Origin of the sequence: Pontibacter aquaedesilientis (genome assembly GCF_014773225.1) — a bacterium.
In the GTDB taxonomy this organism is placed as follows: domain Bacteria; phylum Bacteroidota; class Bacteroidia; order Cytophagales; family Hymenobacteraceae; genus Pontibacter; species Pontibacter aquaedesilientis.
In genome coordinates this window covers 203,686-229,991 of record NZ_JACXAJ010000001.1, presented here as the reverse complement: position 1 = coordinate 229,991, position 26,306 = coordinate 203,686, and the positions used below count along the sequence as shown (strand labels likewise).

The 26,306-nt window shown below is 53.2% G+C and carries 23 protein-coding genes; 15 read left to right on the top strand and 8 right to left on the bottom strand.

The window, feature by feature from the left end; genetic code table 11:
• Positions 1-29: 29 nt before the first annotated feature.
• The 5 genes from H9Q13_RS00955 (at position 30) to H9Q13_RS00935 (ending at position 5,891) form a co-directional block, all read left to right on the top strand.
• Positions 30-1,586 (top strand): protein adenylyltransferase SelO, encoded by a 1,557-nt coding sequence (locus H9Q13_RS00955; protein WP_191181887.1) that lies wholly within the window; start codon positions 30-32, stop codon positions 1,584-1,586.
• A 225-nt stretch (positions 1,587-1,811) separates the two neighbouring features.
• Entirely contained in the window at positions 1,812-2,873 is a 1,062-nt protein-coding gene (locus H9Q13_RS00950; RefSeq protein ID WP_191181886.1) for a hypothetical protein, read from the top strand.
• A gap of 76 nt (positions 2,874-2,949) precedes the next feature.
• Positions 2,950-3,876, top strand: a complete 927-nt coding sequence (locus tag H9Q13_RS00945) for a hypothetical protein (RefSeq protein ID WP_191181885.1) — start codon at positions 2,950-2,952, stop codon at positions 3,874-3,876.
• A 25-nt stretch (positions 3,877-3,901) separates the two neighbouring features.
• Complete coding sequence (locus H9Q13_RS00940; RefSeq protein WP_191181884.1) at positions 3,902-4,576, top strand: response regulator transcription factor; 675 nt, start codon at positions 3,902-3,904, stop codon at positions 4,574-4,576.
• A gap of 1 nt (position 4,577) precedes the next feature.
• Complete coding sequence (locus H9Q13_RS00935; protein ID WP_191181883.1) at positions 4,578-5,891, top strand: sensor histidine kinase; 1,314 nt, start codon at positions 4,578-4,580, stop codon at positions 5,889-5,891.
• A 282-nt stretch (positions 5,892-6,173) separates the two neighbouring features.
• Here the strand turns inward: H9Q13_RS00935 and H9Q13_RS00930 are convergent, their stop codons facing one another.
• From H9Q13_RS00930 to H9Q13_RS00915, 4 genes are read right to left on the bottom strand one after another with little or no spacing between them, the layout of a single operon-like run.
• A complete protein-coding gene (locus tag H9Q13_RS00930) occupies positions 6,174-7,115 on the bottom strand; it encodes a hypothetical protein (RefSeq protein WP_191181882.1) in 942 nt (313 codons plus the stop codon).
• The gene (locus H9Q13_RS00925) at positions 7,112-7,294 is read right to left on the bottom strand and encodes a hypothetical protein (protein ID WP_191181881.1); all 183 of its coding nucleotides are present in this window, start codon (positions 7,292-7,294) and stop codon (positions 7,112-7,114) included. Before H9Q13_RS00925 ends, H9Q13_RS00930 begins: the two co-directional genes overlap by 4 nt.
• Positions 7,294-8,388, bottom strand: a complete 1,095-nt coding sequence (locus H9Q13_RS00920) for a toxic anion resistance protein (protein ID WP_191181880.1) — start codon at positions 8,386-8,388, stop codon at positions 7,294-7,296. The genes H9Q13_RS00925 and H9Q13_RS00920 overlap by 1 nt, the downstream gene beginning before the upstream one ends.
• Positions 8,389-8,397: 9 nt before the next feature.
• A complete protein-coding gene (locus tag H9Q13_RS00915; RefSeq protein ID WP_191181879.1) occupies positions 8,398-8,835 on the bottom strand; it encodes a hypothetical protein in 438 nt (145 codons plus the stop codon).
• Positions 8,836-9,206: 371 nt separating this feature from the next.
• Here H9Q13_RS00915 and H9Q13_RS00910 point away from each other — a divergent pair, with 371 nt between their 5' ends.
• The 4 genes from H9Q13_RS00910 to H9Q13_RS00895 all read left to right on the top strand — a co-directional run bounded on the left by H9Q13_RS00910 (position 9,207) and on the right by H9Q13_RS00895 (position 13,358).
• Positions 9,207-9,776, top strand: a complete 570-nt coding sequence (locus H9Q13_RS00910) for a pseudouridine synthase (RefSeq protein WP_191181878.1) — start codon at positions 9,207-9,209, stop codon at positions 9,774-9,776.
• Positions 9,777-9,894: 118 nt separating this feature from the next.
• The gene (locus H9Q13_RS00905) at positions 9,895-11,490 is read left to right on the top strand and encodes a M20/M25/M40 family metallo-hydrolase (protein WP_191181877.1); all 1,596 of its coding nucleotides are present in this window, start codon (positions 9,895-9,897) and stop codon (positions 11,488-11,490) included.
• Between the two features lie 193 nt (positions 11,491-11,683).
• Positions 11,684-12,823 (top strand): putative sensor domain DACNV-containing protein, encoded by a 1,140-nt coding sequence (locus H9Q13_RS00900; RefSeq protein WP_191181876.1) that lies wholly within the window; start codon positions 11,684-11,686, stop codon positions 12,821-12,823.
• Positions 12,824-12,902: 79 nt separating this feature from the next.
• A complete protein-coding gene (locus H9Q13_RS00895; protein WP_224743989.1) occupies positions 12,903-13,358 on the top strand; it encodes an exonuclease domain-containing protein in 456 nt (151 codons plus the stop codon).
• A 137-nt stretch (positions 13,359-13,495) separates the two neighbouring features.
• On the opposite strand, the gene H9Q13_RS00890 is transcribed toward H9Q13_RS00895, so the two are convergent.
• Positions 13,496-13,888 carry a winged helix-turn-helix transcriptional regulator gene (locus H9Q13_RS00890; RefSeq protein ID WP_224743988.1) on the bottom strand — a complete coding sequence of 131 codons (393 nt, stop codon included), beginning with the start codon at positions 13,886-13,888 and terminating at the stop codon, positions 13,496-13,498.
• A 149-nt stretch (positions 13,889-14,037) separates the two neighbouring features.
• Between H9Q13_RS00890 and H9Q13_RS00885 the strand changes: the two genes are divergently transcribed.
• From H9Q13_RS00885 to H9Q13_RS00870, 4 genes are all read left to right on the top strand, one after another.
• Positions 14,038-14,667, top strand: a complete 630-nt coding sequence (locus H9Q13_RS00885) for an NAD(P)H-dependent oxidoreductase (RefSeq protein WP_191181874.1) — start codon at positions 14,038-14,040, stop codon at positions 14,665-14,667.
• A gap of 75 nt (positions 14,668-14,742) precedes the next feature.
• Positions 14,743-15,444 (top strand): DsbA family oxidoreductase, encoded by a 702-nt coding sequence (locus tag H9Q13_RS00880; protein ID WP_191181873.1) that lies wholly within the window; start codon positions 14,743-14,745, stop codon positions 15,442-15,444.
• A gap of 51 nt (positions 15,445-15,495) precedes the next feature.
• On the top strand, positions 15,496-16,524 hold the full coding sequence (locus H9Q13_RS00875) for an LLM class flavin-dependent oxidoreductase (RefSeq protein WP_191181872.1): 1,029 nt from the start codon (positions 15,496-15,498) through the stop codon (positions 16,522-16,524).
• Positions 16,525-16,831: 307 nt separating this feature from the next.
• Positions 16,832-17,191 (top strand): spore germination protein GerW family protein, encoded by a 360-nt coding sequence (locus tag H9Q13_RS00870; protein ID WP_191181871.1) that lies wholly within the window; start codon positions 16,832-16,834, stop codon positions 17,189-17,191.
• A 44-nt stretch (positions 17,192-17,235) separates the two neighbouring features.
• On the opposite strand, the gene H9Q13_RS00865 is transcribed toward H9Q13_RS00870, so the two are convergent.
• A complete protein-coding gene (locus tag H9Q13_RS00865; RefSeq protein WP_191181870.1) occupies positions 17,236-17,844 on the bottom strand; it encodes a hypothetical protein in 609 nt (202 codons plus the stop codon).
• 250 nt (positions 17,845-18,094) lie between these two features.
• On the opposite strand from H9Q13_RS00865, the gene hflK reads away from it, so the two are divergent.
• Both hflK and hflC read left to right on the top strand, forming a co-directional pair.
• A complete protein-coding gene (hflK, locus tag H9Q13_RS00860) occupies positions 18,095-19,066 on the top strand; it encodes an FtsH protease activity modulator HflK (protein WP_191181869.1) in 972 nt (323 codons plus the stop codon).
• 3 nt (positions 19,067-19,069) lie between these two features.
• Positions 19,070-20,008 carry a protease modulator HflC gene (gene hflC, locus H9Q13_RS00855; RefSeq protein ID WP_191181868.1) on the top strand — a complete coding sequence of 313 codons (939 nt, stop codon included), beginning with the start codon at positions 19,070-19,072 and terminating at the stop codon, positions 20,006-20,008.
• Between the two features lie 236 nt (positions 20,009-20,244).
• Here hflC and H9Q13_RS00850 read toward each other — a convergent pair whose 3' ends face one another.
• Together H9Q13_RS00850 and H9Q13_RS00845 are read right to left on the bottom strand one after the other, a co-directional pair.
• Positions 20,245-21,084, bottom strand: coding sequence for an MBL fold metallo-hydrolase (locus H9Q13_RS00850; protein WP_191181867.1), 840 nt, complete (start codon positions 21,082-21,084; stop codon positions 20,245-20,247).
• Positions 21,085-21,271: 187 nt separating this feature from the next.
• Positions 21,272-26,239, bottom strand: a complete 4,968-nt coding sequence (locus H9Q13_RS00845) for a DNA repair ATPase (protein WP_191181866.1) — start codon at positions 26,237-26,239, stop codon at positions 21,272-21,274.
• Between the last annotated feature and the right edge of the window lie 67 nt (positions 26,240-26,306).

The window sequence follows — 26,306 nt, the reverse complement described above, 5'->3', positions numbered from 1 at the left end:
AATCTCTCCTACACCTTAAACTGAAAACGATGGAGCCATTAAGCTCAAAAACCTATAAGAAAGAGTTTGTCAGCCACTTCGCCGGCGACGACAGCGGCACTCTAACCCCGCGCCAGACGCCGGGCATGTTCTACAGCAAAGCCAAACCCACCCCAGTTGCAAAACCCAGCCTTTTGGCCTGGTCCGACGAGCTGGCCCATATGCTAGGTATAGCCAAACCGACGGATCAGCAAGACATCGATATTCTGGGAGGTAACCATGTAACGGAAAGCATGTACCCCTATGCTGCCTGTTATGCCGGGCACCAGTTCGGCAACTGGGCCGGGCAGTTGGGCGATGGCCGCGCCATTACCCTGGGCGAGTGGGAGGCACCGGACGGCAAGACCTGGGAACTGCAGCTGAAAGGGGCAGGGCTCACCCCCTACTCCCGCCGTGCCGATGGCCGAGCCGTACTGCGCTCGTCCGTGCGCGAATACCTGATGAGCGAGGCCATGCATTATTTAGGGGTGCCGACCACACGGGCCCTGAGCCTGGTGAGCACCGGAGAACCCGTGCTGCGCGATATGTTCTACAACGGCAACGCGGCCTACGAGCCGGGCGCTATTGTGATGCGGGTGGCGCCGAGTTTCCTGCGTTTCGGTAATTTTGAGATGCTGAATGCCCGCAAGGAAATTGACAACCTGCGCCAACTGGTTGACTGGACCATCAACCGGTACTACCCGCACATCACAGGGGATAACAAAGTAATCGACTGGTTCAAGGAGGTGGTGGACCGCACTGCCCGCCTGATGGTGGAGTGGATGCGCGTGGGCTTTGTGCACGGTGTGATGAACACCGACAACATGTCCATACTCGGCCTGGCGATTGATTATGGCCCCTACTCTTTCGTGGACGATTACGACCCCGACTTCACACCCAACACGACTGATCTGCCGGGCCGCAGGTACGCCTTTGGCAAACAGCCGTCTGTGGGTTACTGGAACCTGGGTGCTTTGGCAGGAGCCCTGTTGCCGCTGGCTGACAAAGACCAGTTGGTGGCCACGCTGGAGACGTTCAAAGATGTGTACTGGACGGAATACTACGGGATGATGGGCCGCAAATTGGGCCTTGACCAAGTATCGCAAATAGATCGCGACCTGATCAGCCAGTTTGAAAAGGTGCTGGCCGAGATCAAACCGGATATGACCATTTTCTACCAATTGCTCATCGACCTGCCCCTGGCTGTTGACAGCGAAGAAGAGGTAGCGGCCTATTTCAAACAGGCGTTGTACAATGACTTGACGGCCGAGCAAAAAACAATACTCTATACCTTGATCAGCCATTACCTGGATCGGTTGAACACAAACACGATCAAACGTTCTGACTCGCAGGATATGATGCGCAAAGCCAATCCGCGGTTCGTGCTGCGCAACTACCTGCTGCACCAGGCCATTGAGGGACTGGAGAAAGGCGATGATACACTTTTTGTGAAGTTGCAGGCAGCGATGAAGGAGCCCTACACCACCAAGTTCGACGAGTTTTTCCAGACCCGTCCTGACTGGGCCAGTGCCAAAGCCGGATGTTCCATGCTCTCCTGCAGCTCCTGATCCATAGCCTTTCCTTAGCCAATAACCCTGATTCCGATGGGTTTATACCTGTTTTACCGTTTGGATAATGACAGGTATAAACCTATCGGATTACCTTTGTAATTAACATTTGAACAAGCACTTGAAAAAAAAATTAAAAAAAACTGAAAAAAAACTGTTCTTCATGTTGTCTTCATCTTGACAATATAGTTTTGGAGCATAATCTGATTAAAACCATTTAAAGACATGAAGAAAATAACTATCCTTGTTGCAGCTCTGCTAAGCACAGCTACAGCGTTCGCCCAATCAAACAATGCATCTACAAAAGCGTCCTCTAACACATCAGCACAAGTGGCTGCAAATGATAAAGGACAACAGATCGCAGTAAATAACGCCACCTCCGCTACCTCCGAGACAGAAGCCAGTCCTGCCAAAAGCAAAGCCAATGGCAAAGCTGCCCTGGACGGATCTGCCAAAGTGAAGACGAAGAAAGACAAGAAGAAACCAGCCGAAACAACGCCGGCTCCGGAATCGCCTGCGCAGGACAATGAAAAGGCGCCACAAGAAAACCATGGCAAGGTAGTCTCTGAAACGGCACATAGCCTGAAGGCAACAGCCACTACAGAGGGTGAGCAGTCGCAACAGCGCGGTCAGGCCGTGGCCGAGGTAGCGCAGAGCAATGCAACAGCTGCCGAAGCAAAAAGTCGTAAAACAGCCCAGGAGGGTGCCGAAACCGCTGTTGAAGTAGGCCAGAAGTCTGAGAATAAAGTAAAAGCCGAAGGAAAAAGAGCTGAAAATACCGGAAGAGCAAACGTGGAAGCCACCCAAAAAACCCAGGCTTCGGTACAGGCCGACGCAGCTGAACATTCGGACAAGGGTCTTCAGGTAGCTGCTGCAGCTTCACAGAAAAGCAAAGCTCAGGTTGCCTTGCAGGCTGAGAATGCACAGACACACGGTCAGGCAGTTGCAGAGGCAGCACAAGGCACCCAGACGTCTGGCCAGGCAAAAGGCCAGGAGGTGAAAGAAGTAGCCACTGCCAAAGCAAAGGAAAAGCCTGCTACGGTAAATGCGAAGGGTGAAGCGTCCAGCAAAACCAGTGTAAAAGGCGGTGCCAGCCGTGCGGCCGGCGTTACGAGAGCCAGCGGCGCTGCCAGAACTAATACAAGTGCAGAGTCTGCCAAGACAAAAGTAGGTGGAGCGGTAAACTCTGCCACAAAAGTGGCAGTGCCTAGCCAATCTAACCGTCCGGTGCAGGTAGGCGGTGCCATCAATGTAGGGGTGGGCAGCAAGATAAAAGTAGGAAACTAATCTATACCTGAATAAGTATTGCCTGGCAGTCCGTGCTAACTCACGGACTGCCATTGGCTATTAAAAGCTGAATCGAATGAAGACAATTTGGACACGCATTGGGTTATCTGTGCTTCCTTTGCTACTCGTCGCCTTCTCGGCACGGGCAGGCATGGACGAAGCGGCAGACTCCACCAAAACCGGATGGTGGGTCGTTGGGATGGAGGCTTCTAACAACTCATCTTTCTATGGCCGCAATACTGCCAACCGCTACCCTTACATCGCCCCATCTGTGAGCTATATTCACCGCACAGGTATATGGGCTTCGGTTTCAGTTCATCAGCTGTTCAACACAGAGGACTATATCGACCAGCTAGATATGACCTTAGGGTATAGCTTTAAGATTCGAAAGCGGCTTGAGGTCGATCTGGCTTACTCCCACTTCTCGTTCGGGGAAAACACGCCCCTGGTGAATGCCAGCACGACGGATGCCCTGCTGGCCAAAGCCGCCTACGACTGGAAATATGTCTACACGGCGTTCACGGGCAGCTACATCCTGGGCAGCGGCAACGATGTGTTCACGGTGCTGGAGAATTCGCGCTACATCCCGCTTAACCCCCTGTGGCAGGGGCTCCTGCCTGTCGGGCTCGATCCGAAGGTAAGTATAACAGCGGGTACCCAGCGTTTTTCAGAAACGCACACCACTACAACCCGAAAGAAAGCGGCAACAGGCAACGGCTCCTCAGGCAGCGGACCGGTTGGCGGCATATTGGACCCGTTGAAGCCCGGCGGTGGCTCTAATAACCCGAGCCAAGGCCCGGACGAGGAGGTTACAACAACTACCACCACAAATGTAAGCCGGTTCAGGGTGTTGAACTATGAGCTGAAAGTGCCTGTGGTGGTTTACTATGGCAATTTTGAGTTTGAGCCTTCCTGGCGCTATGCCATCCCGGTGAACAAACTGGAAGGCGATGAATCAAGGGCGCAGTCTTTCTATACCTTAAGCGTGAAGTACACGTTTTAGCACTCTACCAACATCCTACCGAAACATGCACGTACTCATAGTGGAAGATGAGGTTAGCCTGGCAAATGAACTGAAGCATTTTCTGACCCAGGAACATTACCTCTGCGACTGGGCCTTTACAGGACGTGAGGCCTCTGAGAAAATTGCCGTCAACCGTTACGATTTCATACTGCTGGACCTGGGTCTCCCCGATTACGAGGGGCTGGACCTGTTGCGCGAAACAAGGGAGCTGGAGCACCAGCCTGCCATTATTGTGCTCACCGCCCGGGGTGCCCTCGAAGACCGCATCGAAGGGCTGGGCCTGGGCGCTGACGATTACCTGCCCAAGCCATTCTCCCTGCTGGAACTGCAGGCCCGCATGCAGGCCATTATGCGCCGTAAGTTTATGCTCAAATCCAATGTGCTGGAGTTTCGGGGTATACACCTCGACAGCCTGGCCCGCACGGTAACCTACCAGGGCCATGACATTTCGCTCACCAAAAAGGAATTCGACCTGCTGCATTACATGTTGCTGCACCGCAAGCGCATACTGACCAGGCTGCAACTCACCGAGCATATCTGGGGCAACATCGTGGAGGATAACTACGACTCCAACTACATTGATGTGCACATTAAAAACCTGCGCAAGAAGCTCTCGGAGTACATACCAAACGATTGGCTGGAGACAGTACGGGGCGTTGGGTACAGGCTAACGGTATAACATGAGACTGCAGTCCAAGCTCATCCTCTTCAGTGCGGCCACCAAGGTAATTATTTTGCTGGTTTTAGTGATGGTGTTGCCGCTTTTGATCAATCGCATCGCCTTGCACAGTACCGACCAGCGCCTGCTTCAGAAAAAAGAAGAGGTGTTTGATATTGTGGAGCAACGCGGCATAGATTCCTTTTTGCCGGATAAGACGGACAAGGCCTATGGCAGTTATAACCTGCTCAAGGAAGAGTTCATTTCGATGGAGCCGATCGACCCCATCCAGATCAATAACCGGATCGAAAACACCTTGCGCAAAGTGGAGGGCGAGATAGTGGAATACCGTGTGCTCAGCCTCGCCTTTGAGCTGCACGGCGAAACGTACCTCCTGGAGATTGGCCGTAGCTTGGATACGATCCGCGAGACCAGCAACACACTGCAACGCTATGCGCTGTATTTCCTTTTCGGTGTGGTCATCCTCACGCTCTTTCTTGACCTGGCCTTTGTGAAAGTGCTGCTGCGCCCGCTTTCCCTCATCCTGCGAAAGTTGCAGAAGATCGCGCATCCCGACGCATTCAAACCCGGCCCGATTCCTTCCAACACCAGCGATTTTGTATACCTCAACGACACCATAAACGCCATGATGGGGCAGGTGCAGGAAGCTTTCCGCAAGGAGAAGGAGTTTATCGGCAATGTGTCGCACGAGTTGTTAACCCCTGTCTCGATATTGCAGAACAGGCTGGAGAATATGATGACCGACCCCGAGGTACCTGACTCTGTGTTGTTAAAACTGGTGGAAAGCCAGAAAACCCTGCATCGCCTCAAAAACATCATACAGGCGCTTCTCCTTATCTCCCGCATCGAGAACGAACAGTATTTGAAAAACGAGCGGGTAAACCTGAGGGATTTGGTGCAGGAGGTGGTAGATGAAATACAGGACAGAGCAGAACTGAGGGAAGTGAAAATCAGCACCTCTGTGCCTGACCATTTTATGGTGCCCTATGCCAATTACTCGCTGCTTTTTACCATGATCTTTAACGTGGTGAACAATGCGATCAAGTACAACAAGGAAGGCGGCAGCATAACCATTAGCGCCGCGAAACAGGGTAAAAAGCTAGCACTCACCGTAAGCGATACCGGCACAGGAATAGCGAAGGACCAACTCCCCAAAATCTTCACACGCTTTAAACGCACACACGCCCCCGACGGCGAAAGCCATGGCTTAGGGTTGGCTATTGTACAGACAATCGCCAAGTTTCATAAGGTGAAGCTCGATGTAAGCTCGGAGTTGGGTAAAGGGACAAGGTTCAGCTTTGTGTTTAAAGTATAGAACGAAGGTTAGCCAGGCCTATCCAGTAGTATTTACCAAAATTGAGAACAGGTGTAGCGCTCCCTAGAACCCGGCTACCTGAAAAGCCCTGCAACTCATTCGCTTCTACTGCTTACTGCTTTGGCCTGTGAGATTTCCTGCCCAAAAGACTGCGAGACAATAGGAGCGGCATGTTCAGACGCTATGACTCATTAGACAACAGCGCCTCTGCCAAAGCAGAGGCGCTGTTAATTTGGTACTTACTGTTCAACTCAGAACTCGAGACTCAGCACTCAGGACTCTTTACAAGCTCTTCCGATGCATTCTCACCGGAAACAAACGATAGTCCATTAAGCTCACCGCATAGGGGAATCCACGCCAATGCACGATCGGCACATGCCGGGCTGGACTGGGCCCCTTGGTGTCAGGTATAGCCAGCATAGCGTTGCCCACATAGTTCATTTCCGATTTATCAACTCCCAGTTTTCTGGCCACATGCTGCAGAAACACGTCCTTATCTGTATCGGAGGCTGTAAAGGAAATCTCGCGGGACATCGTGCTGCCGCCTTCCAGTTCTGTGGCATAAAACACGCGGGAATAGGTATCGATGGCGACAACCGGGGCAGCCAAAGCAGGTATGCTGGCCTGCATCGTGTCCGACTGGCCCATGGGGGCTTGGTTGGCAACCCGTTTGACCATCTCCGTTACCTTCTGGGCGGTATAGATGCCCTTGATCGTTTCAGACTCGATGCGCTTGAGCACCTGCTCCACTTTTGTCTCGAAAGGCTGGGGCGGATTTCGCTGGGGTTGCGGCGCAGCCTGGCGCTGGGGGCTCACGGTCGGCTTGGGTTGCGAGGTAGGCGGATGCGGAAGCGGCTGTGCCCTGCCTCTTTCCCGGTCCGGCACGTAACTGTCTTTGATGTGCCGCTCGTGCACGTTGATGACCGTGGTGAAGGTGCTGATGAAATGCTCCGTGTTCTGCACATGAAACATCTCCAGTTCGTGCACCCGCTTGCGGGTGACCAGGTAGTTATGGATGAGTTTGGTCTTTTCGAAAACCGCCAGGATCTTGTCGGCATGCACGGTGCCCTTATACCTATCGTAGAGCTGGTGCAGGGCATTGAGGCGAGCGTTGGAGGCCCGGATGTATTGCACTGCGCTGGCGTCGGCTGCGTTGGGGTGCGCCATTACCGTGCGGGTAGACTCCTGTTCCAGCCCGAAAAATGAACGGAATATTCGGATCATCGGGACAGGATTCGTTTCAGGTGCTGGGTTTCGATCTCGACCTGCAGTTTCTCCGATAGTTTCATCTCCTCAAAGATATGGTCGATGTGCTGTATATAAAGATCCAGCACAGCCTCCTGCTCACTGCTCAGGATGCGGTGCTGGTGGGGTACTTCGTCTTTCTTGTCTTTGAATAGCATTATTCGATTTCAATCTTTTTGGACTTGCCGAAAGTGCCGATGATTTTGCTGTTGAGCTCTTCCTGCACCTGTGCCAGTTCTTTTACGGCTTCCGCCCGCTTCTTGCTTCCCTCCTCCGATATTTTGATCACCTGGTCGAGCGTTTCCACCATATCCTTGTTCACTTTTTTGAGTGTCTCCACATCCACAATGCCGCGTTCGTTTTCCTGCGCCGCGATCACCACGTTTTTCTTCAGCAGCTCAGAGTTTTTGCGGAGCATCTCGTTGGTCGTATCGGTCACTTTTTTCTGGATCTCGAGTGCCTTGCGCTGTTTCTCCAAACCCAATGCAATGGCCACCTGCTGCCGCCAAACCGGTATAACCGTGACGATGGAGTTCTGGATTTTCTGGGCCAGCACATCGTTGGTGGTCTGGATCATGCGGATCTGCGGCATCGACTGCGTGGCAATGGTATGCGACAGCGTGAAGTCATGCACCTTTTTCTCCAATCGCTCCTTAAAGGCGATCATGTCGCTGAGGCGTTGCACAGCCAGTTCGTCCTGTCCGCTGTTCTCCACTTCCTCCTGCATTTTCGGGATGATGTCGCTTTCGATCTCCTCAATCTTCATCTTGCCCGCTGCAATTACGGAGCGGATCTCGTGGATGTACTCCACCGCCTGGTTAAACATCACTTCCAGCGAAGTCGAGTCTTTCATGATGCTCTGGCGGGTGCGCTCCAGCTTCACCACCACGTCGTCCACATTGGCCGAAACGGAGTTGTACTGCGAGGCGATCTGCTTCGACTTGTCCGAAAACTTTCTTACGAACGGCAGCCGTGAAAAGAAGCCCCCCTTCTCCTGCTCATCGATCTTGATCATGTTGATCTGGTTGAGCAGTTCGTTGATGGCGTCGCCGGCCTCACCGGAGTCTTTGGCTTTCACTTTGGTAAGCAATTCGTTGGAGTAGTGACCTAGCTTACGCTGCGTCTCCACGCCAAAATTGCTCAGGCTTTCCGGGTTTGCCGGGTCTATGGACTTGGAGATAGCCAGTGCCTTCTCTTTTATCTTCTCCTGGTTCTCAGCAATTGTAATCTCTGTTTTCTCTGTTTTTTCCATCTTGTTCTATTACCTGAAAAGGTTGTGGTTGATTAGGTCCAATGAGTTTAAGTATTTTTTGATGTTCTCGTGCCGGTCGGTGGTTTCGTACCACTCAATGTCGTTGAGCGGCAGGTACTCGCCAAGCAGGTCGCGCACTTCCAGAAGCAGTGCCTCGCCCTTTTTTGTTCTGAAGTCGGGGTTGCGGTACTGGGCACTCAGATACTCCACCTTCACCTGACCGGTTTTGGTCACGGCCAGTTCGCGCACTTCCACCACCAGCTCCGAGGATTTCCCGTTGTCGGAAACGATGGTTTTATACACGCCTTTGTTGCCTTCCTCGAGTGCTGTAGCGCACTGCTTGCGCACGTCCTGCAGGGCCTGGCGCAGTTGCCGATTTGGCACGATGTAGTGCCCTACGATATAGCCAAGTATAGCCGCTATTAAGAATGTCCAAAAAATAGCCATTGGGTTTATAAAGTTTAACGCTCCGTTACCTATGTAATGAAGCAAAATAAATTGATGTAATCAAGCGCCGGCGAGGCAGATGTGTCCTGGATAGGCTTATTGTAGCCGGAATGATTCCTTTCCCCTCCTGTTTCGTCTATACCTGACCGGCCGTTTCTTTTATTCTATACGCGGAAGCGGTTGCGGGGGCTGCCGCCTGTGCCGGGTCGCGATGGGCAAGGTATAGCGCAGGCCACTTCCCGGCCCGGCCTCATCTTATGTTTGTCCTATTACGCAAAACGAGCTGCTGCCTTTACGGTGCTTGCCGATAAATTCGGGGGTTTTGTCTAATTTGCAGCTTTATCTACCCCTCATTTTATACCTTCGCTTACATGCAGCACCGGCATTTTATTTTGCATAAACCCTACGGTTACATCAGCCAGTTCGTGACCGACAAGAAAAAGAAGAAACTGCTCGGCGACCTGCACGATTTTCCGGCCGGCACCATGGCCATCGGCAGACTGGACGAGGCCAGCGAGGGCCTGCTCCTGCTCACCACCGACGGCAAAACGAGCGAACAGGTACGCAGCAAGCAGGTCGAGAAGGAATACTATGCGCAGGTGGACGGCCTGATCACGGACGAAGCTATCGCACAAATGCAGGAAGGCGTGGCCATCGGGATTTACGGCGAACAGTACGGCACCCGCCCCTGCACTGCCTTTCGGCTGGAGACCGCACCCGATTTTCCGGAGCGCAGCCGCCGCATCCGCGACGACCGCCACGGCCCCACCAGTTGGGTGGCCATCACGATTTCGGAAGGCAAAAACCGGCAGGTACGCAAAATGACCGCCGCCGTGGGCTTCCCGACGCTACGGTTGGTGCGGGTTCGGATTGGGAATATGCACCTGCAGGAGTTTGTGCCGGGTACTGTGGCTGAAGTGGAGCAGTTTGATTTGGGGTGAGGCTATACCTGCCGCCCGGGAAAATTATGGCGAAAGTTAAACCAAAGCACCTGAAGTCAGTCTGAACATTAGATTTTGAATAGTCTATCCCTTACATAACCTATACCTTAAACCAACCATGAAGAAACACCCTTTCCGCATTCTGGCGCTGGCCTTGATGCTTTCAGGCGGCGTGAGCAGCGTAACCTTTGCGCAGCGACCGCAGCAGCACCAAGCCCAGAAATCGCAAGATCCTGTTATCGAGAAGATCATCAAGATGGCCACCGAAAACTCACAGCTGGAGAAGCTGGGCCACGAACTGATGGACGGTGTCGGTCCGCGCTTGGTGGGCACGCCACAAATGAAGGAGGCCGCTGACTGGGCCGTAAACAAATACAAAGACTGGGGCATTGATGCCCGCATAGAGAACTATGGCGAATGGCGTGGTTGGGAACGTGGCATTACCCACATCGACATGGTGCACCCACGCGTGAAGTCGCTGGAAGGTATGCAGCTGGCCTGGAGCCCTTCTACCTCCTCCAAAGGCGTAACGGCTGAGGTCATCACCATGCCTGAGTTTACCGACTCCCTCGCGTTCCAGCGCTGGTTGCCAAGCGTGAAAGGCAAGTTTGTAATGGTATCGATGAACCAGCCGAGCGGCCGTCCGGAGTACAACTGGAAAGAGTTTGCGACCGAGGAGTCATTCGAGAAAATGAAGAAAGAGCGTGATGCGCAGAACGAGGCATACCGCAAGCGCATCAGCGCGACTGGCAAAAACGCCCGCACCCTGCCGGTTGCCCTGGAGAAAGCCGGTGCAGCCGGTGTTGTGATGTCGAACTGGTCAAGCGGTTTCGGCGTGAACAAGATCTTCAGTGCCTACACCAAAAATATCCCAACGGTAGACATCGCGCTGGAGGACTACGGCATGCTCTACCGCCTGGCCGAGAACGGCAGCAAGCCAAAGATCAAAGTGGTGGCAGAGTCCAAGCATGCCAAGAAGCCAGTGCCGACTTTCAACACGATCGCCGAGATCAAAGGCTCTGAGAAGCCGGACGAGTACGTGATCCTGTCGGCTCACTTCGATTCCTGGGACGGCGGCACAGGTGCTACGGACAACGGCACCGGCACGATCCTGATGATGGAGGTAATGCGCATCCTCAAGCAGGTATACCCGAACCCGAAGCGTACCATTCTGGTAGGCCATTGGGGCAGCGAAGAGCAGGGCCTGAACGGTTCCCGCGCTTTTGTGGCTGACCACCCGGAGATCGTGAAGAAAACACAGGCCGTTTTCAACCAGGACAACGGCACGGGCCGTGTGGCGAATATCTCGGGTCAGGGTTTCCTGCACGCCTATGACTACATGGGCCGTTGGCTGAGCGCCGTGCCACGCGAAATCACCAAGGATATCCAGACCTCCTACCCTGGCTTCCCGGGCGGCGGCGGGTCAGACCACGCCTCGTTTATTCCGCATGATGTGCCGGCCTTTATGCTGAGCTCCCTGAGCTGGTCTTACGGCAACTATACCTGGCACACCAACCGCGACACTTACGACAAGATCGTGTTTGACGACGTGCGCAGTAACGTCATCCTGACCGCCATTTTGGCTTACATGGCCAGCGAAGAGCCGGAAATGGTATCGCGAGAGCGCAGTGTGCTGCCTGTCAACCCACGCACCGGCGAAAGGGCAAGCTGGCCGGAAGCCAGACCTGCGACGCGTAAAGGTGGCCTTGACTAAGCAAACCTATACCTGGTCTTAGGACATAACTTCAAACAGCCGCTGTGGGTACTCCTGCAGCGGCTGTCTTGCTTTTAACCAAATGCTTTGCCTCAACACTACTCCTCAAAATACAGTACAGGTGTTTGGGAACTTACATACGGGCCGGACAAACTCAGGTTAATCAGGTTCAGAACACATAGGCCAGCAAATTATGATTGGAAAATCGACTTACCAGGCAGCCCGCAAGGTCTCCAAAACCATGGAACAGCATTTCGCCGGTCAGATTGCCGAGGCGCGACTGCGGGGGGACGACCATGTGGCCACTGCGCCCAGGGCGGAGATAATAGAAGCGATGATAGATGCTGCCTTTTGGGCGAGCCTGCGGCGTGAGGAAGGGCACTCCCCGAAAATATCTTTGGCTTTTCTGCCCCCTGATCAGGCGGTGCAGCCCCTGCTTTTTGAGCATCACCTCACCCTGTCGCCATCCGTGCTGACTAAAATCGGGCCTGGGGTGGAGCGTCCGGGCATTCACCTGGGGGTATGGTATGAAAAGGACTACCTCTACATATGGGGTACGACGCGCATTATACCTAATTTCTGCTTTGTGCTGGATGTGCCCGAGCCGGGCCTGCTCGTCGTTAAACACCGCCGCCAGGACGGCTTCGGCAAATTCGTGAACGTAGCCGTGCTGCTCGGCGATCAGGTCAAGATTGTGAAAGAGCAAAACGCACAGGTGCCCGAGTGCCCCGATCTGCTTAACTCCCTGCTCGGATTCAGCACACTGAGCGCCTGGAATCAGTCACTCAACGTATTGGTGCAGCTGGCCGTGTCGATGCGGGCGCACAAAAGAGGCGGTATACTGCTGGTAGTGCCTGCCGGCACGGAGGAATGGCGGCAATCTATACGCCACCCCATGAAGTATTCGGTCGGCCCTGCTTTCTCCGGTCTTGCAGAGCTCATGCTCAAAAATGAAGATGAGCACGAGTATAGCTGGCAGGATGATGTGAACCGGGCGGTGGACGCCCTGGCCGGCCTGACGGCAGTGGATGGCGCCACCATCATCAGCGACAGGTATGAGCTTTTTGGTTTTGGAGCGAAAATAAAACGCCGGGAAGGCTGCCCCTTGGTGGAAAAGATCATCGTAACAGAGCCGGTTGTGGGCGGCGAGGCGATGGTCGACCATCCGGCTCAGAGCGGGGGAACACGGCACTTGTCTGCCGCCCAGTTCGTGCACGATCAGCAGGATGCCCTGGCTTTGGTGGCCTCTCAGGACGGGCGGTTCACCATTTTCAGCTGGTCGGCCTGCGAACAAATGGTGCTGGCGCACCGCATTGATACCCTGCTGCTGTAACAGGTCTCAAAAAACCTTACCTTTGCCGGGAGCAACACATATTCTCCCTTTATGCCCCACACCTTTACCGCCATCGATTTTGAGACAGCCCAGGGAAAACGATGCAGCATCTGCCAGGTCGGATTGGTCCGCATCGAAAACGGGCAGATCACGGAGCAGATCAGCAAGCTGGTTTGCCCCCCCCGAGAACGCCTATTTTTACCGCAACACAGCCATACACGGCATCAGACCACAGGACACCTGCCACTCCCCTTCCTTCGAGGCAGTTTGGCGCGAAATAAAACCTTACATTGAGCACCAGACCGTAGTGGCGCACAACGGTGCGTTCGACTTCAGCTGCCTCCGCCATACCCTGGATTACTACGGCGTGGAACAACCCTCCTACCTGCCTCAATGTACCCTCAAAATCTACAAAAAAGACCTGGCCACGCTCTGCCGGGAGCACCGGATACAACTCAACCACCACGATGCCCTCTCGGATGCTCTGGCCTGCGCCACGCTATACCTTCATGCCCTGCAAAACCAGGAGGTTTAAGCCTTGCCCCACTCCCTACATTAAAAATCCCGGTTGCTTTTGAAGTAACCGGGATTAGAGTAAAAGAGACTATGGCTCGGATCGCAGATAATGACTAAGATGCGGCAAGCTCAATCTTGATTGATGAACTATAACGCTTAGACGCTTTTCCTGCTATACCTGGCCCTTGCCTCCAGTATCTGGTCGACGTTTAGTTTGGCCCAATCAGCCAGATGCAGCAACTGCAGCAGCAGGCTCTGGCCCAGCGGAGTCAGGCTGTACTCTACCCGGGGCGGAATTTCAGGGTACACGGTTCTGCTCACCAGCCCGTCTTCTTCCAGAGATCGCAGTGTAACGGTAAGCATGCGCTGCGAAACGCCTGCGATCAAGCCTTTCAACTCGTTAAACCGGAGTTTTTCCTGCTTCCCCAACATCAGAATGGTATAAATGGACCATTTATCGCCAAAGCGGGCCATTATATCTTTGATCGGGCAGCATGGCTCGGGTTCTGTTTGTGTACACAAAACTTTATCGATCTTTTCCTTTATCATAAGTTGCTGATTTTCAACAATAGTTACTGCCATGATACTTAGTACTGTGCAGGTGCCTTCTTGTCTGTCTCAAATATACCGCATAATTTTGAGTTACCAAAAGTAACCTAGTTATGAAACGTTACTGAAACTTTAATGGTTGTATAGACATGAATATCCTGGAATCTTTAGAATGGCGCTATGCGTCGAAGCGAATGAATGGCCAGCGTGTGCCATCTGATAAAGTAGAACGAATCTTAGAGGCGATCCGGCTGGCTCCTTCCTCCATGGGCCTGCAGCCCTACACCGTGCTGGTGATTGAGGACGAGGAGCTGAAAAAGCAGATCAGGCCGATCGCCATGGACCAACCCCAGATCGAGGAAAGCTCTCACCTGCTGGTGTTTGCCGCCTGGGACGATATCACCCCGGATCAGATTGAGGAGTACATCCAACACGCGGCGGAGGTACGAAACATGCCGGCTGAGCAGCTGCTGGACTTTAAGAACATCCTGCTAGGTATAGCCGAACGCAATACACAGGAACAGAACTTTAACTGGGCTGCCCGACAGGCTTACATCGCCTTTGGCGTGGGATTGGTGGCTGCTGCCACCGAGCAGGTAGACGCCACTCCGATGGAAGGTTTCGACGCTGCCGCTCTCGACAAGCTACTCAAACTTAACGAGAAAGGATTGCGCAGCGTAACCTTGTTGCCGCTTGGCTACCGCGATGCTGAGAACGACTGGCTGGCTGCTTTGCCAAAAGTGAGAAGACAGCGAGAGAAGTTCATCATCGAAGCCTAAGTTTTTTCAATTGCCTATGGCCGACAGCTGCCCCATCGGACAGCTGTCGGCTTACGCTTTTTTAACAAAATGACCATGACGAAGCAAAAAATCAAAATAGATATCTTCTCCGACATCAACTGTCCCTGGTGCTATGTGGGCGAGCGCCGTCTCGGCAAAGCCCTGCAGCAGGTACAGGACCAGTACGATGCTGAGATTAACTTTAAGGCCTTTGAGCTGAACCCGAACATCCCGCAGGACGGTATGGGCCGACTCGAATATTTCAAGGGCAATTACGGCGAACAGATTTTGCCGCAGGTACCTGCCATGGACCAGCGTATGGCCGAAGCAGGAACCGAAGAAGGTATAAGGTTCAATTTTTCGGAGGAGATGACGGTGAACAACACCTTCAACGGCCACCGCCTGATCTGGCTGGCTGAGCAGTATGAAGTACAGCATGCAGTAGCCAACGCCTTATTCAAAGCTTATTTCACTGAAGGCCGCAACATGAACGACACTGCCGTGCTCCAGGAAATAGGGATAGCGCAAGGTATACCGGCCGAGCGACTGGAGGGATTTTTTGAAAGCGAAGAAGGGAAGCAGGAAGTGCGCGAGATGGAAGCCTTCGCCCAGTCTGCAGGTATAACAGGCGTACCGGCTTTCGTGATCAACGACAAATTTTTGGTGAGCGGTGCGCAGCCGGCTGAGACTTTTCTGAATGTGTTTCAGCAGGTAGCCCCTTCTATTCAGAAACTGGACGTAGAAGGAAACAGCTGCGGTGTGGACGGCATCTGCTAAGCTTGTTTCAGGCTATACCTGCATGCATTGATTTCAAACTTAACTAGCAAGATGGGAAGTAACAGCAAAAAGCTAAGCGATATCAAATTATCCGTACTGGACCTGGTTCCGATCCGGACGGGCAAATCCATAGCCGACTCATTTGAGCACAGTCTGGCCTTGGCCCGGCACGTGGAGCAATTGGGCTACACCCGCTACTGGATGGCCGAGCACCATAATATGCCCGGCATTGCCAGCTCGGCTACAGCTGTGCTGATCGGCCACATAGCGGGCGGCACCACGTCCATCCGGGTAGGATCGGGTGGCATCATGCTGCCCAACCATGCCCCACTGATTGTGGCAGAGCAGTTCGGTACGCTGGAGGCTCTGTACCCTGGCCGCATCGACCTGGGGCTGGGCCGTGCGCCCGGCACCGACCAGGTTACGGCCCATGCCCTGCGCCGCGACCTGCAGGGCAATGTGGAGGATTTCCCGAATAACGTGGCCGAGCTGCAGCAGTACCTTAGTGCCTCCAACCGTTCCTCTAAAGTAAGGGCTATACCGGGAGAGGGACAGGATATACCGATCTGGCTGTTGGGATCCAGTACGTTTGGCGCACAGTTGGCGGGCATGTTGGGCCTGCCTTACGCCTTTGCGAGTCACTTTGCGCCGGCCGCCCTACATGTGGCCCTTAAGGTATACCGCGACAATTTCACGCCATCCAACCAGTTAAAGGAGCCCTATGCCATGGCCTGCGTAAACGTGATCGCCGCGGAAACGGATGAAGCGGCAAACCATCTGGCCACTTCCCTTTACCAGTCTTTCCTGAATGTGATCAGGGGAAAAGCGCTCCCGATGCAGCCACCCGTGGAAAGCATGGGCAACCACTGGAGTCTGCAGGAGGAATACGCGGTGAAGCAAATGCTCCGCTATACCTTTGTGGGCAGCCCGAAAACCATACAGGAGGATTTGCAGGCTTTTCTGGATGAGACGCAAGTGGATGAGATCATGGTCTCGACGGGTATCTATGATACGACTGCCAGATTGCGTTCCTATGAGCTACTGGCTGAAACCTGCGCAAAAACCGCTAGTATAGCCTGACAGACTTCGATAAGCTACGGATGAAGTAGCAACCTAAAGCGAAAAGCCAAAGAGGCGCGGGACCAACCCCAGCGCCTCTTTGGCTTTTATACCTGGTTCACTAATCCCTAAACCCTCCAGAATCGGCTACCCGTTTGCGCTCACGAAAATTGGCAGTACGTTCCCTCCTATTCGGTGTCCCTCACGTTTGACCAACCGTACATTAAGTTCAGGCATTTTCATAAGATCGGCAACGGCCTCCGGCCTTGACTGAATTTTATGGGCAATTGCTAATTGGTAGGATAACCGACATCTAAAACAGACGACAATGGATACTCAGCATAACAACAAAGCTTCTGTTATTGAGCAACTGGCCCAGCGGTTGGGCATATCAGCGAACGCCGCCACCATCTATGGCGAGCCGGTGGAGCGGGAAGGCGTTACGGTTATACCTGCGGCCAAGGCCATGTATGGCTTCGGCGGTGGCGCAGGCTCCAAGGCAGGCGAAGAAGGCACCGGAGGCGGTGGCGGGGTGGCCATCAAACCGGTTGGCTACATCGAGATAAAAGACGGCAACACGAAATTCAAGTCCATTCCGGACCCGGAAAGGGTGATCAAGATCATCGGTGTTGGAGGTGTTGTTGCTTTTTTGTTGATGAAAAGCATAGACAAGTTGGTGAACCGCTAGCGACAGGTTAGCAGTTCATGCAGACATCAGTGCTTTAGTCTTGGCTACTGGCCTGTCTTGCTGCGTGGCGGATTGATCATGATATGGGCTCCGTGCGTGCCGGGGTACATGATCCAGGGCATGGCATCAGCCCCTGCGTCCGGCTTTAGCGGCAGGCCGGTGCTTTCGGCTGTGGCCCAAGGGATGTACACCACATAGCGCAAATAGCCATTTTTCACCTCCCCCGTTTTCATATCCGCATCTTCTTCGGAGGCGGTGTACACGAAGAGCGAAGTGGGTTGCTTGGGCATGCGCAGCTGACCGCTCTTGGCTTCTTTTTCACGCGTCTCGAAAATCTCCTCGCTGCTTTTGCCGGCTTTTCGCAGCTCCCTGCCCCGGGCCATGAACGGCTCCAGATCGCGGTGGTAGCACGAAACGGAGAAGCCTTTCTGCTTCGGATCGTCTGCCAGGCAAATCAGCTCATTGGAACCTTTGCGCAATGTAACGAACTCCCCTTTCTGGTTATACCCGAGCACGGTGGCTCCCTCCCGCTTGTCGGCTGGGGCAGCCAGCACGGCAGATTTAATTTGAGCCTCCGAAGAAGGTATAGTACCCTGTGCCTGCGCACCGTAACCGGCAAGCAAAGCGAATAGAAGCGTTAGTATCTTTCTCATGGTCCAATGATTTTTGGTGTTGAAGTAGATGATGGAGATTTTTCACTGCTTACCTCCTTTACGGCACTTCTACAGAAAAAGCCGTTTTGTTATTTCATTTATACCTGAAAATCAACCAAATACAACCGAAAGTCTGTCACCTATACTGCTCTACAGTCGGCCAACCTGTTGGTCTATACCTGATATTGCAAATTAGAACTTGTAATAATTTTATATTAACTTAACGCTATAAACCATTTGCCCCGCACCCATGGCAGAACCCAACTACCGGTTACAATACTATATGTTCCTGCTTAGCAAGCATTTCCGAAAGGTCTTGCTCGGCTTGATTTTATTGATCCTCATTTTCACCTCTGTGAAGACGGTTGGCCCCGAAGAAGAAGGCGTGGTCATGTATGTGGGCCACTACGACCGCACCGTACAGCCCGGACTGAATTTCATTCTTCCCTTTGGCATAGAAGAGATGAAAAAGATACCGGTGCAGCGACAGCTGAAGCAGGAGTTTGGTTTCAGAACGGTAGAGGCAGGAACAAGCACGCAGTACTCTAAAGCGGACTTCAACGATGAGTCGCTCATGCTGACCGGTGACCTGAATCTGGCCAATGTGGAGTGGGTGGTGCAATACCGAATTGTTAACTCTTACAATTACCTGTTCAAGGTACGCGATGCTGAGAAGGCCCTGCGCGATATGTCCGAGGCTGCCATGCGCAAAGTCGTAGGCGACCGCACCGTGAACGAAGTGCTGACAGTGGGTCGCCAGGAGGTGGCAACGAGCATGGAGGTACTCCTGCAACGGATGTGCGACGAGTACGAAAACGGTATACGCATCGACCAGGTTGTGCTGCAGGATGTGAATCCGCCGGAAACAGTTAAGCCTTCTTTCAACGCTGTGAACCAGGCGCAGCAAGAGCGCGAAACACTCATCAACCAGGCCGAGTCCGAGTATAACCGCATTATTCCGCGTGCCCGTGGCGAGGCCAGCGAAACCATTCAGTTGGCCGAGGCTTTTGCCCTGACCCGAGTAAATGTAGCCACCGGTGAGGCTGCCCGCTTTAATTCCCTGTTCGAAGAATATGTGAAGGCGCCGGAAGTGACCAAAAAGCGTCTCTACCTGGAGACCATGGAACGTATTCTGCCCAAGATTGGCGGTAAGATCATTGTCGATGAAAAAGGTAATAACGTCCTTCCTTTGTTAAACCTGAACCAGACTGAAAAGAAATAGCCCGTGAAAACCAGAAACATACTTTCGCTCATAGTTGCTGTTCTCCTGCTCACGCTGGCCTTTACCAGCATGTTTGTGCTCGACGAAACACAACAGGCCATCGTGACGCAGTTCGGAAGGCCCGTTGGGGAGCCTCGCACACAACCGGGTCTGCACTTCAAAATACCCATTATTCAAAAGGTGCAGTTTTTTGACAAGCGCTACCTGGAGTGGGATGGCGACTCCAACCAGGTTCCGACCAAAGACAAGAAGTTTATCTTCGTAGACACCTACGCCCGCTGGCAGATCATCAACCCGCTGCAGTTCTTTATCCGTCTGCGCGACGAGCGCTCCGGCCAGTCACGCCTCGATGATATACTGGACGGCGAGACACGTAACGCCATTGCCAGCCACGACCTGCTGGACATTGTGCGCTCCACCAACCGCGAACCTGAAGTATCCGACGCCTTGATGGAAGACCTCGACAACCTGGACGATATCACCGTGGGACGCGACAAGATAGAGGCCTTGGTACTGAAGCGCGCCAACGAGCGCACTGCCGACCTTGGTGTTCAGATTCTGGATTTTCGTTTTAGACGCATGAACTACGTGGATGAGGTGCGCAACCGGGTATACGACCGTATGATCAGCGAGCGAAACCGTATTGCGGACCAGTTCCGATCTGAAGGACAGGGAGAGGCACGCAAGATACAAGGTAACAAGGAGCGCGACCTGGCCAAGATCCAGTCCGAAGCTACCCGCGAGTCAGAGATGATCCGTGGTAAGGCCGACGCGCAGGCAACTTCTATCTATGCTTCAGCCTACAACAGAAACGCCCAGGCCCGCGAGCTTTACAGCTTCCTGCGCTCCATGGAAACCCTCGACAAATCCTTCGATGAGAAAACCAGCATTATCCTGTCTACCGATTCAGAGTTGTATAAGTACCTAAAGAAAGCAAACTGATAGGAGTTTGGGAGTTTAGGAGTTAGGGAGTTTGAGAGTTGAAGAGTTTAGGAGTAGATATGAAATAAAACTGTTTGCAGGGACAGGCGACAAATTACCTGAATCGGGCACAAGCGCATTACCCTAAGTGAATTATCAGAATAAGAAAGGGCCAGCTGTTATCTAGCTGGCCCTTTCTTATTATCAAATCTTCTTGAGATTATAAATCTAGCATCTAATATCTGGCATCTACAAGCTCAAAACAATGACAGTTGCTCCCCTGCCGTTGTGATATCCTCTACAGTTAGGGTGCGACCGAAGATATCGCCTTGGTTGCTGATATGGTACACGGCTGTTTCTGCAAACCTAGAGGCTACAACGATCTCAGTGCCATCAGCGCATACATCGAACAGGCTTTTTGCGTGCTTCGGGCAGTTGTTGTCTTTGGAGAGGTGCGACAGAAACACATGGCTCATAAAAGCCGGTTTGTGCGCCACAAACAGCTCCAGCGCCTGCTTATTAGATAAATGCCCGTGGTTGCCACTGATGCGGCGCTTCAGGTAGTAGGGGTAATAACTCTGTTCCAGCATACCGTCGTCGTAGTTCGCTTCCAGAAAAGCGGCGTGGCACTGCTGGAAATGCCGGATCAGGTGGTCGCAAGGGGCTCCTATGTCCGTAAAAACGCCGATCTTCACACCGTTGCCTGCCACCACAAAACTGTGCGGATCCGCTGCGTCATGAAATTTCGGGAAGGCCGTCACCGACAGTGCCCCGACTGCTACAGGCTCGTATCCGGTAAATGAAAGCACTTCTATTCCACTCAAGTCCATCCGGGAACGGTATAGCGTATCGGGCGTGATGTATACCGGCAGTTTGTACTTTCGGGCGAGCACCGGTATACCTCTGATGTGATCGGAATGCTCATGCGACACAAAAATGGCCTTCACCTGCCGCATGCTCAGTCCAAGCCGCTGCATGCGCCGCTCGGTCTCCCGGCACGAAATACCTGCATCCACCAGCACGGCTTCCTGGCCGTTGCCGATGTAGTAACAGTTTCCGTTGCTGCCGGAATTTAAAGAGGTGATGGCTAATGGCATAGTGGCACAAAGTTCGGGCTTATCCAGGGATTAATCAACCTGATGGCATCCAAAAAGATTCCTGTACATTGATTATAAATATTTGGCACCAATGCTATACCTGGGTAAATAAATAAGCCCCAGCAGTTTATACCTGCCGGGGCTTATTTATCTCAGTTCGTAGTGAGGGCATTTCTCAGCTATACCTTTACAGCCCCTCCGCTGCCTCCAACCTGTTCGATTTAAACTGACTCAACACCTCTTTTATACCTGCCAGTCCGCCGGAGATGTTTTCCATTTCGGAAAGCACCTGCCCGACCTGGTTGTTGCCGCCAAAGCCTTTGAGCTTGTTGTTGCGCACGAAGGTCGCTTTGATGTCCTCCCAGCGTTGCGCCTCTGCCTCAGTCATAATCCCGATCAGTTGCTTGAATTTGAGCATGTTGGCTTCGGCACCGGAAGTGAGCGTTTGAGACTCGGCTTCGTAGTGCGACAAGATGAGCGTCTGCAGTTCCTGGTCGTTCATGATCGGCATAACCTTTTCGGCCAACTTGTTCATGTTGCGGTAAGAGCCCTGCAGCTTGAAAGCCGGCTCGGTGCGGTACTCGTCTGCCTGCGCCGCCGAGCGGATGTACTCCAGGTTCACTTTCAGGATCACGTCCTGAATCCTGAGCAGTTTTTTCAGCACCAGCACATACTCGTTGAGCTCGGCAGCCGAGTGGTTACCTTCAAATTCCAGTCCTTCGCTGTCGCCGGTTTCGGCCAGTTGAAGCAGCGCATAGATGTCCTTCTGACTCTTCGCGGCCAGCTTCGCCAGCACCGTGTTCGACGTGAGGGAGTTTTCGATGTAGCTCAGCTTGAACACGTCTGCGGTGTCGCCGATTATATCACCCAGGTTGTAGATGTCGGCACGGTTGGCAAGCATGTCAGGTATGCGGAACTTCTCCCCTGTCTCGGTATAAGGGTTGCCGGCCATGACCACGCATACCTTCTTGCCCCGGAAGTCATAGGTTTTGCTGCGGCCTTTGTACACACCTTCGATCTTGCGCTGGGCGTCGCAAAGCGAGATGAACTTCTGCAAAAACTCCGGGTTACAGTGCTGGATGTCGTCGAGGTAAATCATCACGTTATCGCCCATCTCGAAAGACAGGTTCAGCTTCTCCAGCTCTTCGCGGGCAGCGGCATTGGGCGCCTCTTTCGGGTCCAGCGCCGTAACCTGATGACCAATGGCCGGACCGTTTATCTTCATAAAGATAATGCCCAGCCGGTTGGCGATGTACTCCATAATAGTGGTCTTACCATAGCCTGGAGGCGAGAGCAGGAGCAGCATACCCATCAGGTCGGTGCGCTTGGTCTCGCCTGCCGAACCAATCTGCTTGGCAAGGTTCGCGCCGATTAGCGGCAGGTATACCTGGTCGATCAGCTTGTTGCGCACAAACGACGAGAGCACCCGCGGCTTGAATTCGTTCAGACGCAGCGCCTGCTCGGCCTGCTGCGTGAGGCCCTTCTTCAGCTCCGTGAAAGCTGTGAAAGCGGTGGCAGTGCTGTAGGTATAGTTACGGAGGCGGTGCAGGAACTGGTGGTAGTTCAGCTGATACTGCCGGCCCTGTACCTGCTGGTGTGCGCCCTGCATACCTTGCAAATTCTCTTTCAAAACGGTATGCACCACTTGCAGTGGACTGTAGCTGTCGGTCAAAAGCAAAACAGCTACTTCGGCTACAAACTCGGTCTTGTCGTGCTGACCCGTCTGTGCGATGTAAGCCTTGAGCCAGTGCTGGATCAATTCAAACTGGTGCGCCACGTTCTCCTGCAGTGCCTTCACGGATTCCTCAAATCGGTCCAGCACTTTGCGCTCCGTCAGGAAATGCTTGAAACCGTCATACAGCACATCCGCCTGACTGTCGATCACAAAGTGGTCGCCACGGGTGAGTTCGTAAAACAGGTATGCGCCTGCCTCGCTTGCATTGGCCGCTATGCACAGTCCGGTCTCCTGCTGAAAGGTAGAGAGCTCCTGCTGCAGATCGGCCTTCACGTCGTCAAACTCGTGCGTGTCGGGGAACACCTGCAGGATGGCGCTTATACCTTGGAGCTGGTGATGGAGCATTTTCTTTTTGGCTTCCGGCACAAATACTTTCCAGTACAGCTGCGCACAGGCTCTGTCGATGGAGGTATAGCGGAGCAAATCGGCGGTTTTGATCAGGCGGATCAGCGCACCTAAAATCAGGGCCGCGTCGTGGTCGTGCACACCTTTCATGTAGCCCTCGTTGAAGCGCACGGCCATGAACTTGTTCACGTAGTCCGTCAGTTCGGCTTCAGTGAGTTTGTGGAGCTCGTCAATAGTCAGGTGATGAAAACTGTTCTCCTCATGCTGACCGGCTATACCTGTTTCCTGCGCTGCTTCCAGCACTTTAAAGGCAAGGTACTCGGCGCGGTATACCTGATTGTTTTCCGATACCAGCGTCTGCTCCCACACCGGACGGAAACTCAAAAAAGATTCATCGGTGATCTTCTCGAAAAAGTTGGTACCCGTGAGGTGGTAGTACATGGCGTTGTCGCGGTGCACCACGCTCAGCTCCAAGGGTTGGGTGTTTACGGTGAACTGGTGCTTGCCAAACTTCAGGATGTTGGCGCCTTCCACGAATAGCTCCTGCTTGTCCTTCAGCTGACGAACAGCGTCTTCCTTGAGCGTTTTAAGGCGGCTCTGAATGGTGTCGGCTTTTACGGTATCACCGATCCTGAGCAACTCCTCTACCGTGCTCCGCACCTTCTCGATCATCAGATCGGAGGCGAAGTAGCCATTGATCTCGTTCACCGAAGTCAGTTTGCCGGCCCGGTTCTGCACCGCTTTCAGGATACGGTCTGCTGCTTGCTGCAGGCTGTTGGCACGCTTGTTCTGCGTCTCCTGTAGCTGCACTTTTTTTGATTCAAAGGCACTGTAAATCTCCTCCCGTTTGACGGTGAGTTGCTCCATGAACTCGTCGAAATCCGGAAAACGGCCTTCGAGCTCTTCCAGCTGCACCATCAACTTAGCCAGATACTCTTCGCACTTCTGCGGCGAGTCCGACACGTCGAGGTAGTTGACCACGCTCTGACTGATCAGCTTGATTTGCGAGTTGAATTCGGCCTTGCCTTCCTGACTCAGGAGCTCCTTGCGCTTGCGGCGCAGGGTGGCTTTGGTCTGGTTGAAAGTGGCGTAAATGGCCGAGATGGTGTCGATGATGCGGGTGGTCTGTGTCGCGTCTTCGATCTTGAGGTTGCTCACCACATCGATCAGCATTTCCAGCTCTGCCGATACAGCTGCAATCTCTTTGTCAGTCGCATCGGCCTCCACCACCTTCGCAATCCCTTCAATGGCTGTGTTGATCTCTTTTACCTTTTGCTCGTAAGGTGCCAGCGCATGGGGTTGCAACAGGAATTCAACCGCTCCGTTGGCGGTATCCTGCGCAAATTGATGCAGCTGTGCCTCGTATTTTTCAATGGTTGGCAGGTCGGTGTAGCGCAACTCTTTCAGTGAGATCACCTCACCGCGTATACCGCGCAGGTCGGCCAGATATTTCACATAGTCGTTAATGCTCTCGGCCTTCTTAAACTTCAGCGTCTGGATCAGCGCATCGGCCTGCCCCAGCACCTGACTGATCTGTGCCTGCGTGTTTTTCTTGATGCTGAGCACCTTTTCGTACTCCTCCACCGCCGCCGTGGCCGTTTGCCGGATTGCCGAAATCGGGGTAGCCAAGTTATACGTCTCCGCACGGTTGAGCCAGTGGTAAGAATCCAGCACATCCGTGGTCTTCTTGATCAGATCCAGGTATAGGTTGGCATAGGAATCGTCCTTGTGCAAGAGGGACAGTACCTCGTTGCTCTCGGCCATGGCCCGCACAATATCCTTGTTGCCGATCTTGTAGAGGTATGACTCCTGCGTAACAGGTATAACAAAGTTCGGCCCAATATAAGGTGTCTGCCAGATCTGGATGGCGTGGTGTTTCTGCGCCTCCTCGTCGGCCCGGAAATAGCACAGCTCGCCATTCTCGTAAATGGCATAACCGTGGCACACGATCGGCGTTTCGATCTGCTGCGTGATCAGGTTATAGGACAGCAGCAGGTATACGCCCGACTCCTTGTTGTAAAACACATACAAGAAATCCTCACCGTTCGGGGAAGCAATGCGCTTCTCAAACAGCATATCCTGCAGGTTGTTGTCGAATTGCTTGAACTCGCCCGTCTGCAGGTAGTAGCCATAGGCGTAGATAATCCCCTGCCCGTCCGGCAACAGTACACAGCTATGCTCCAGCGCATCGATGCGGCGGGCCTCCTGCAACTTGGAATTGTAGACAAAGTAGCGGTAGTTGTTCTCGCGGTATGGCCGGATTTTTAGTATGATGATGTTGCCGAGGATGGCGTAGTAGATCTCCGAGTCGTCGAGCGTCTGGTCCTTGTCTTCGACCTCTTCCGAATAAATGCCGCGGCCGGAATCGGTGTTGTCCTCTACCTTGATGGTGAGGTCGCCGCCTACCGTCTCCACAAACACCTTGTCTTCGATGGACACGTGCGGGTGCTTGCCTTTGCGCTGCGCCTCACGGGTGGTGCGTTTCCAGCTGAAATCGTGCTGGTTGGGGAACACATACTCGTGGTCGCTGCGGTTGTCGATGTAGGTGATCGTGTCGCCTTTGAGCAACCACTTAAAAGTCTTGACATCGTTGAGGCCCTTGCCCACTCGAAACACCATGTACAGGTAGTTGCCGATGTGTGCGAACTTAACAAACTGGGTATTCTTGTAGTACTTGTAGAGCTTCTGAAAATCGTCCTGAAAGGTCTTGTCCTGCAGTAAATCGAGCGACTGCTGGTGGAAGCTGTGCCCTTCGTAGGTATAGACGCCAAACACATCCGACAGCTCCACCTCCGACTTCAGGCCAAGGAATACGTTGTAACCAAAAAGCAAGGTATAGCCCACCGGCACCATGTCCCAGGGCACGCAGTTGTTCTCGGTGGTAATGCGCTCGGTCGTAATCAGCTGCGTCTCAATGGCCCCGAACACGCTCTTCCGCTCCTGATTCAGCTGTTCCAGTTGCGCACGCAGTTCGGCCCCGCTTTTCTGTAGACGGTTCCGTAAGATTTCATAGGTACCGCCTTCCAGTTGCACGTTTTCGGCAGCTGAAGAAGCGGTGGTATTAGTATCTTCCATTAGGTTGGAGGATTAAAATTGAATGATGATAAGTTTTTGGCTTTGTTCAAAGCCAAGTGTTTTCACG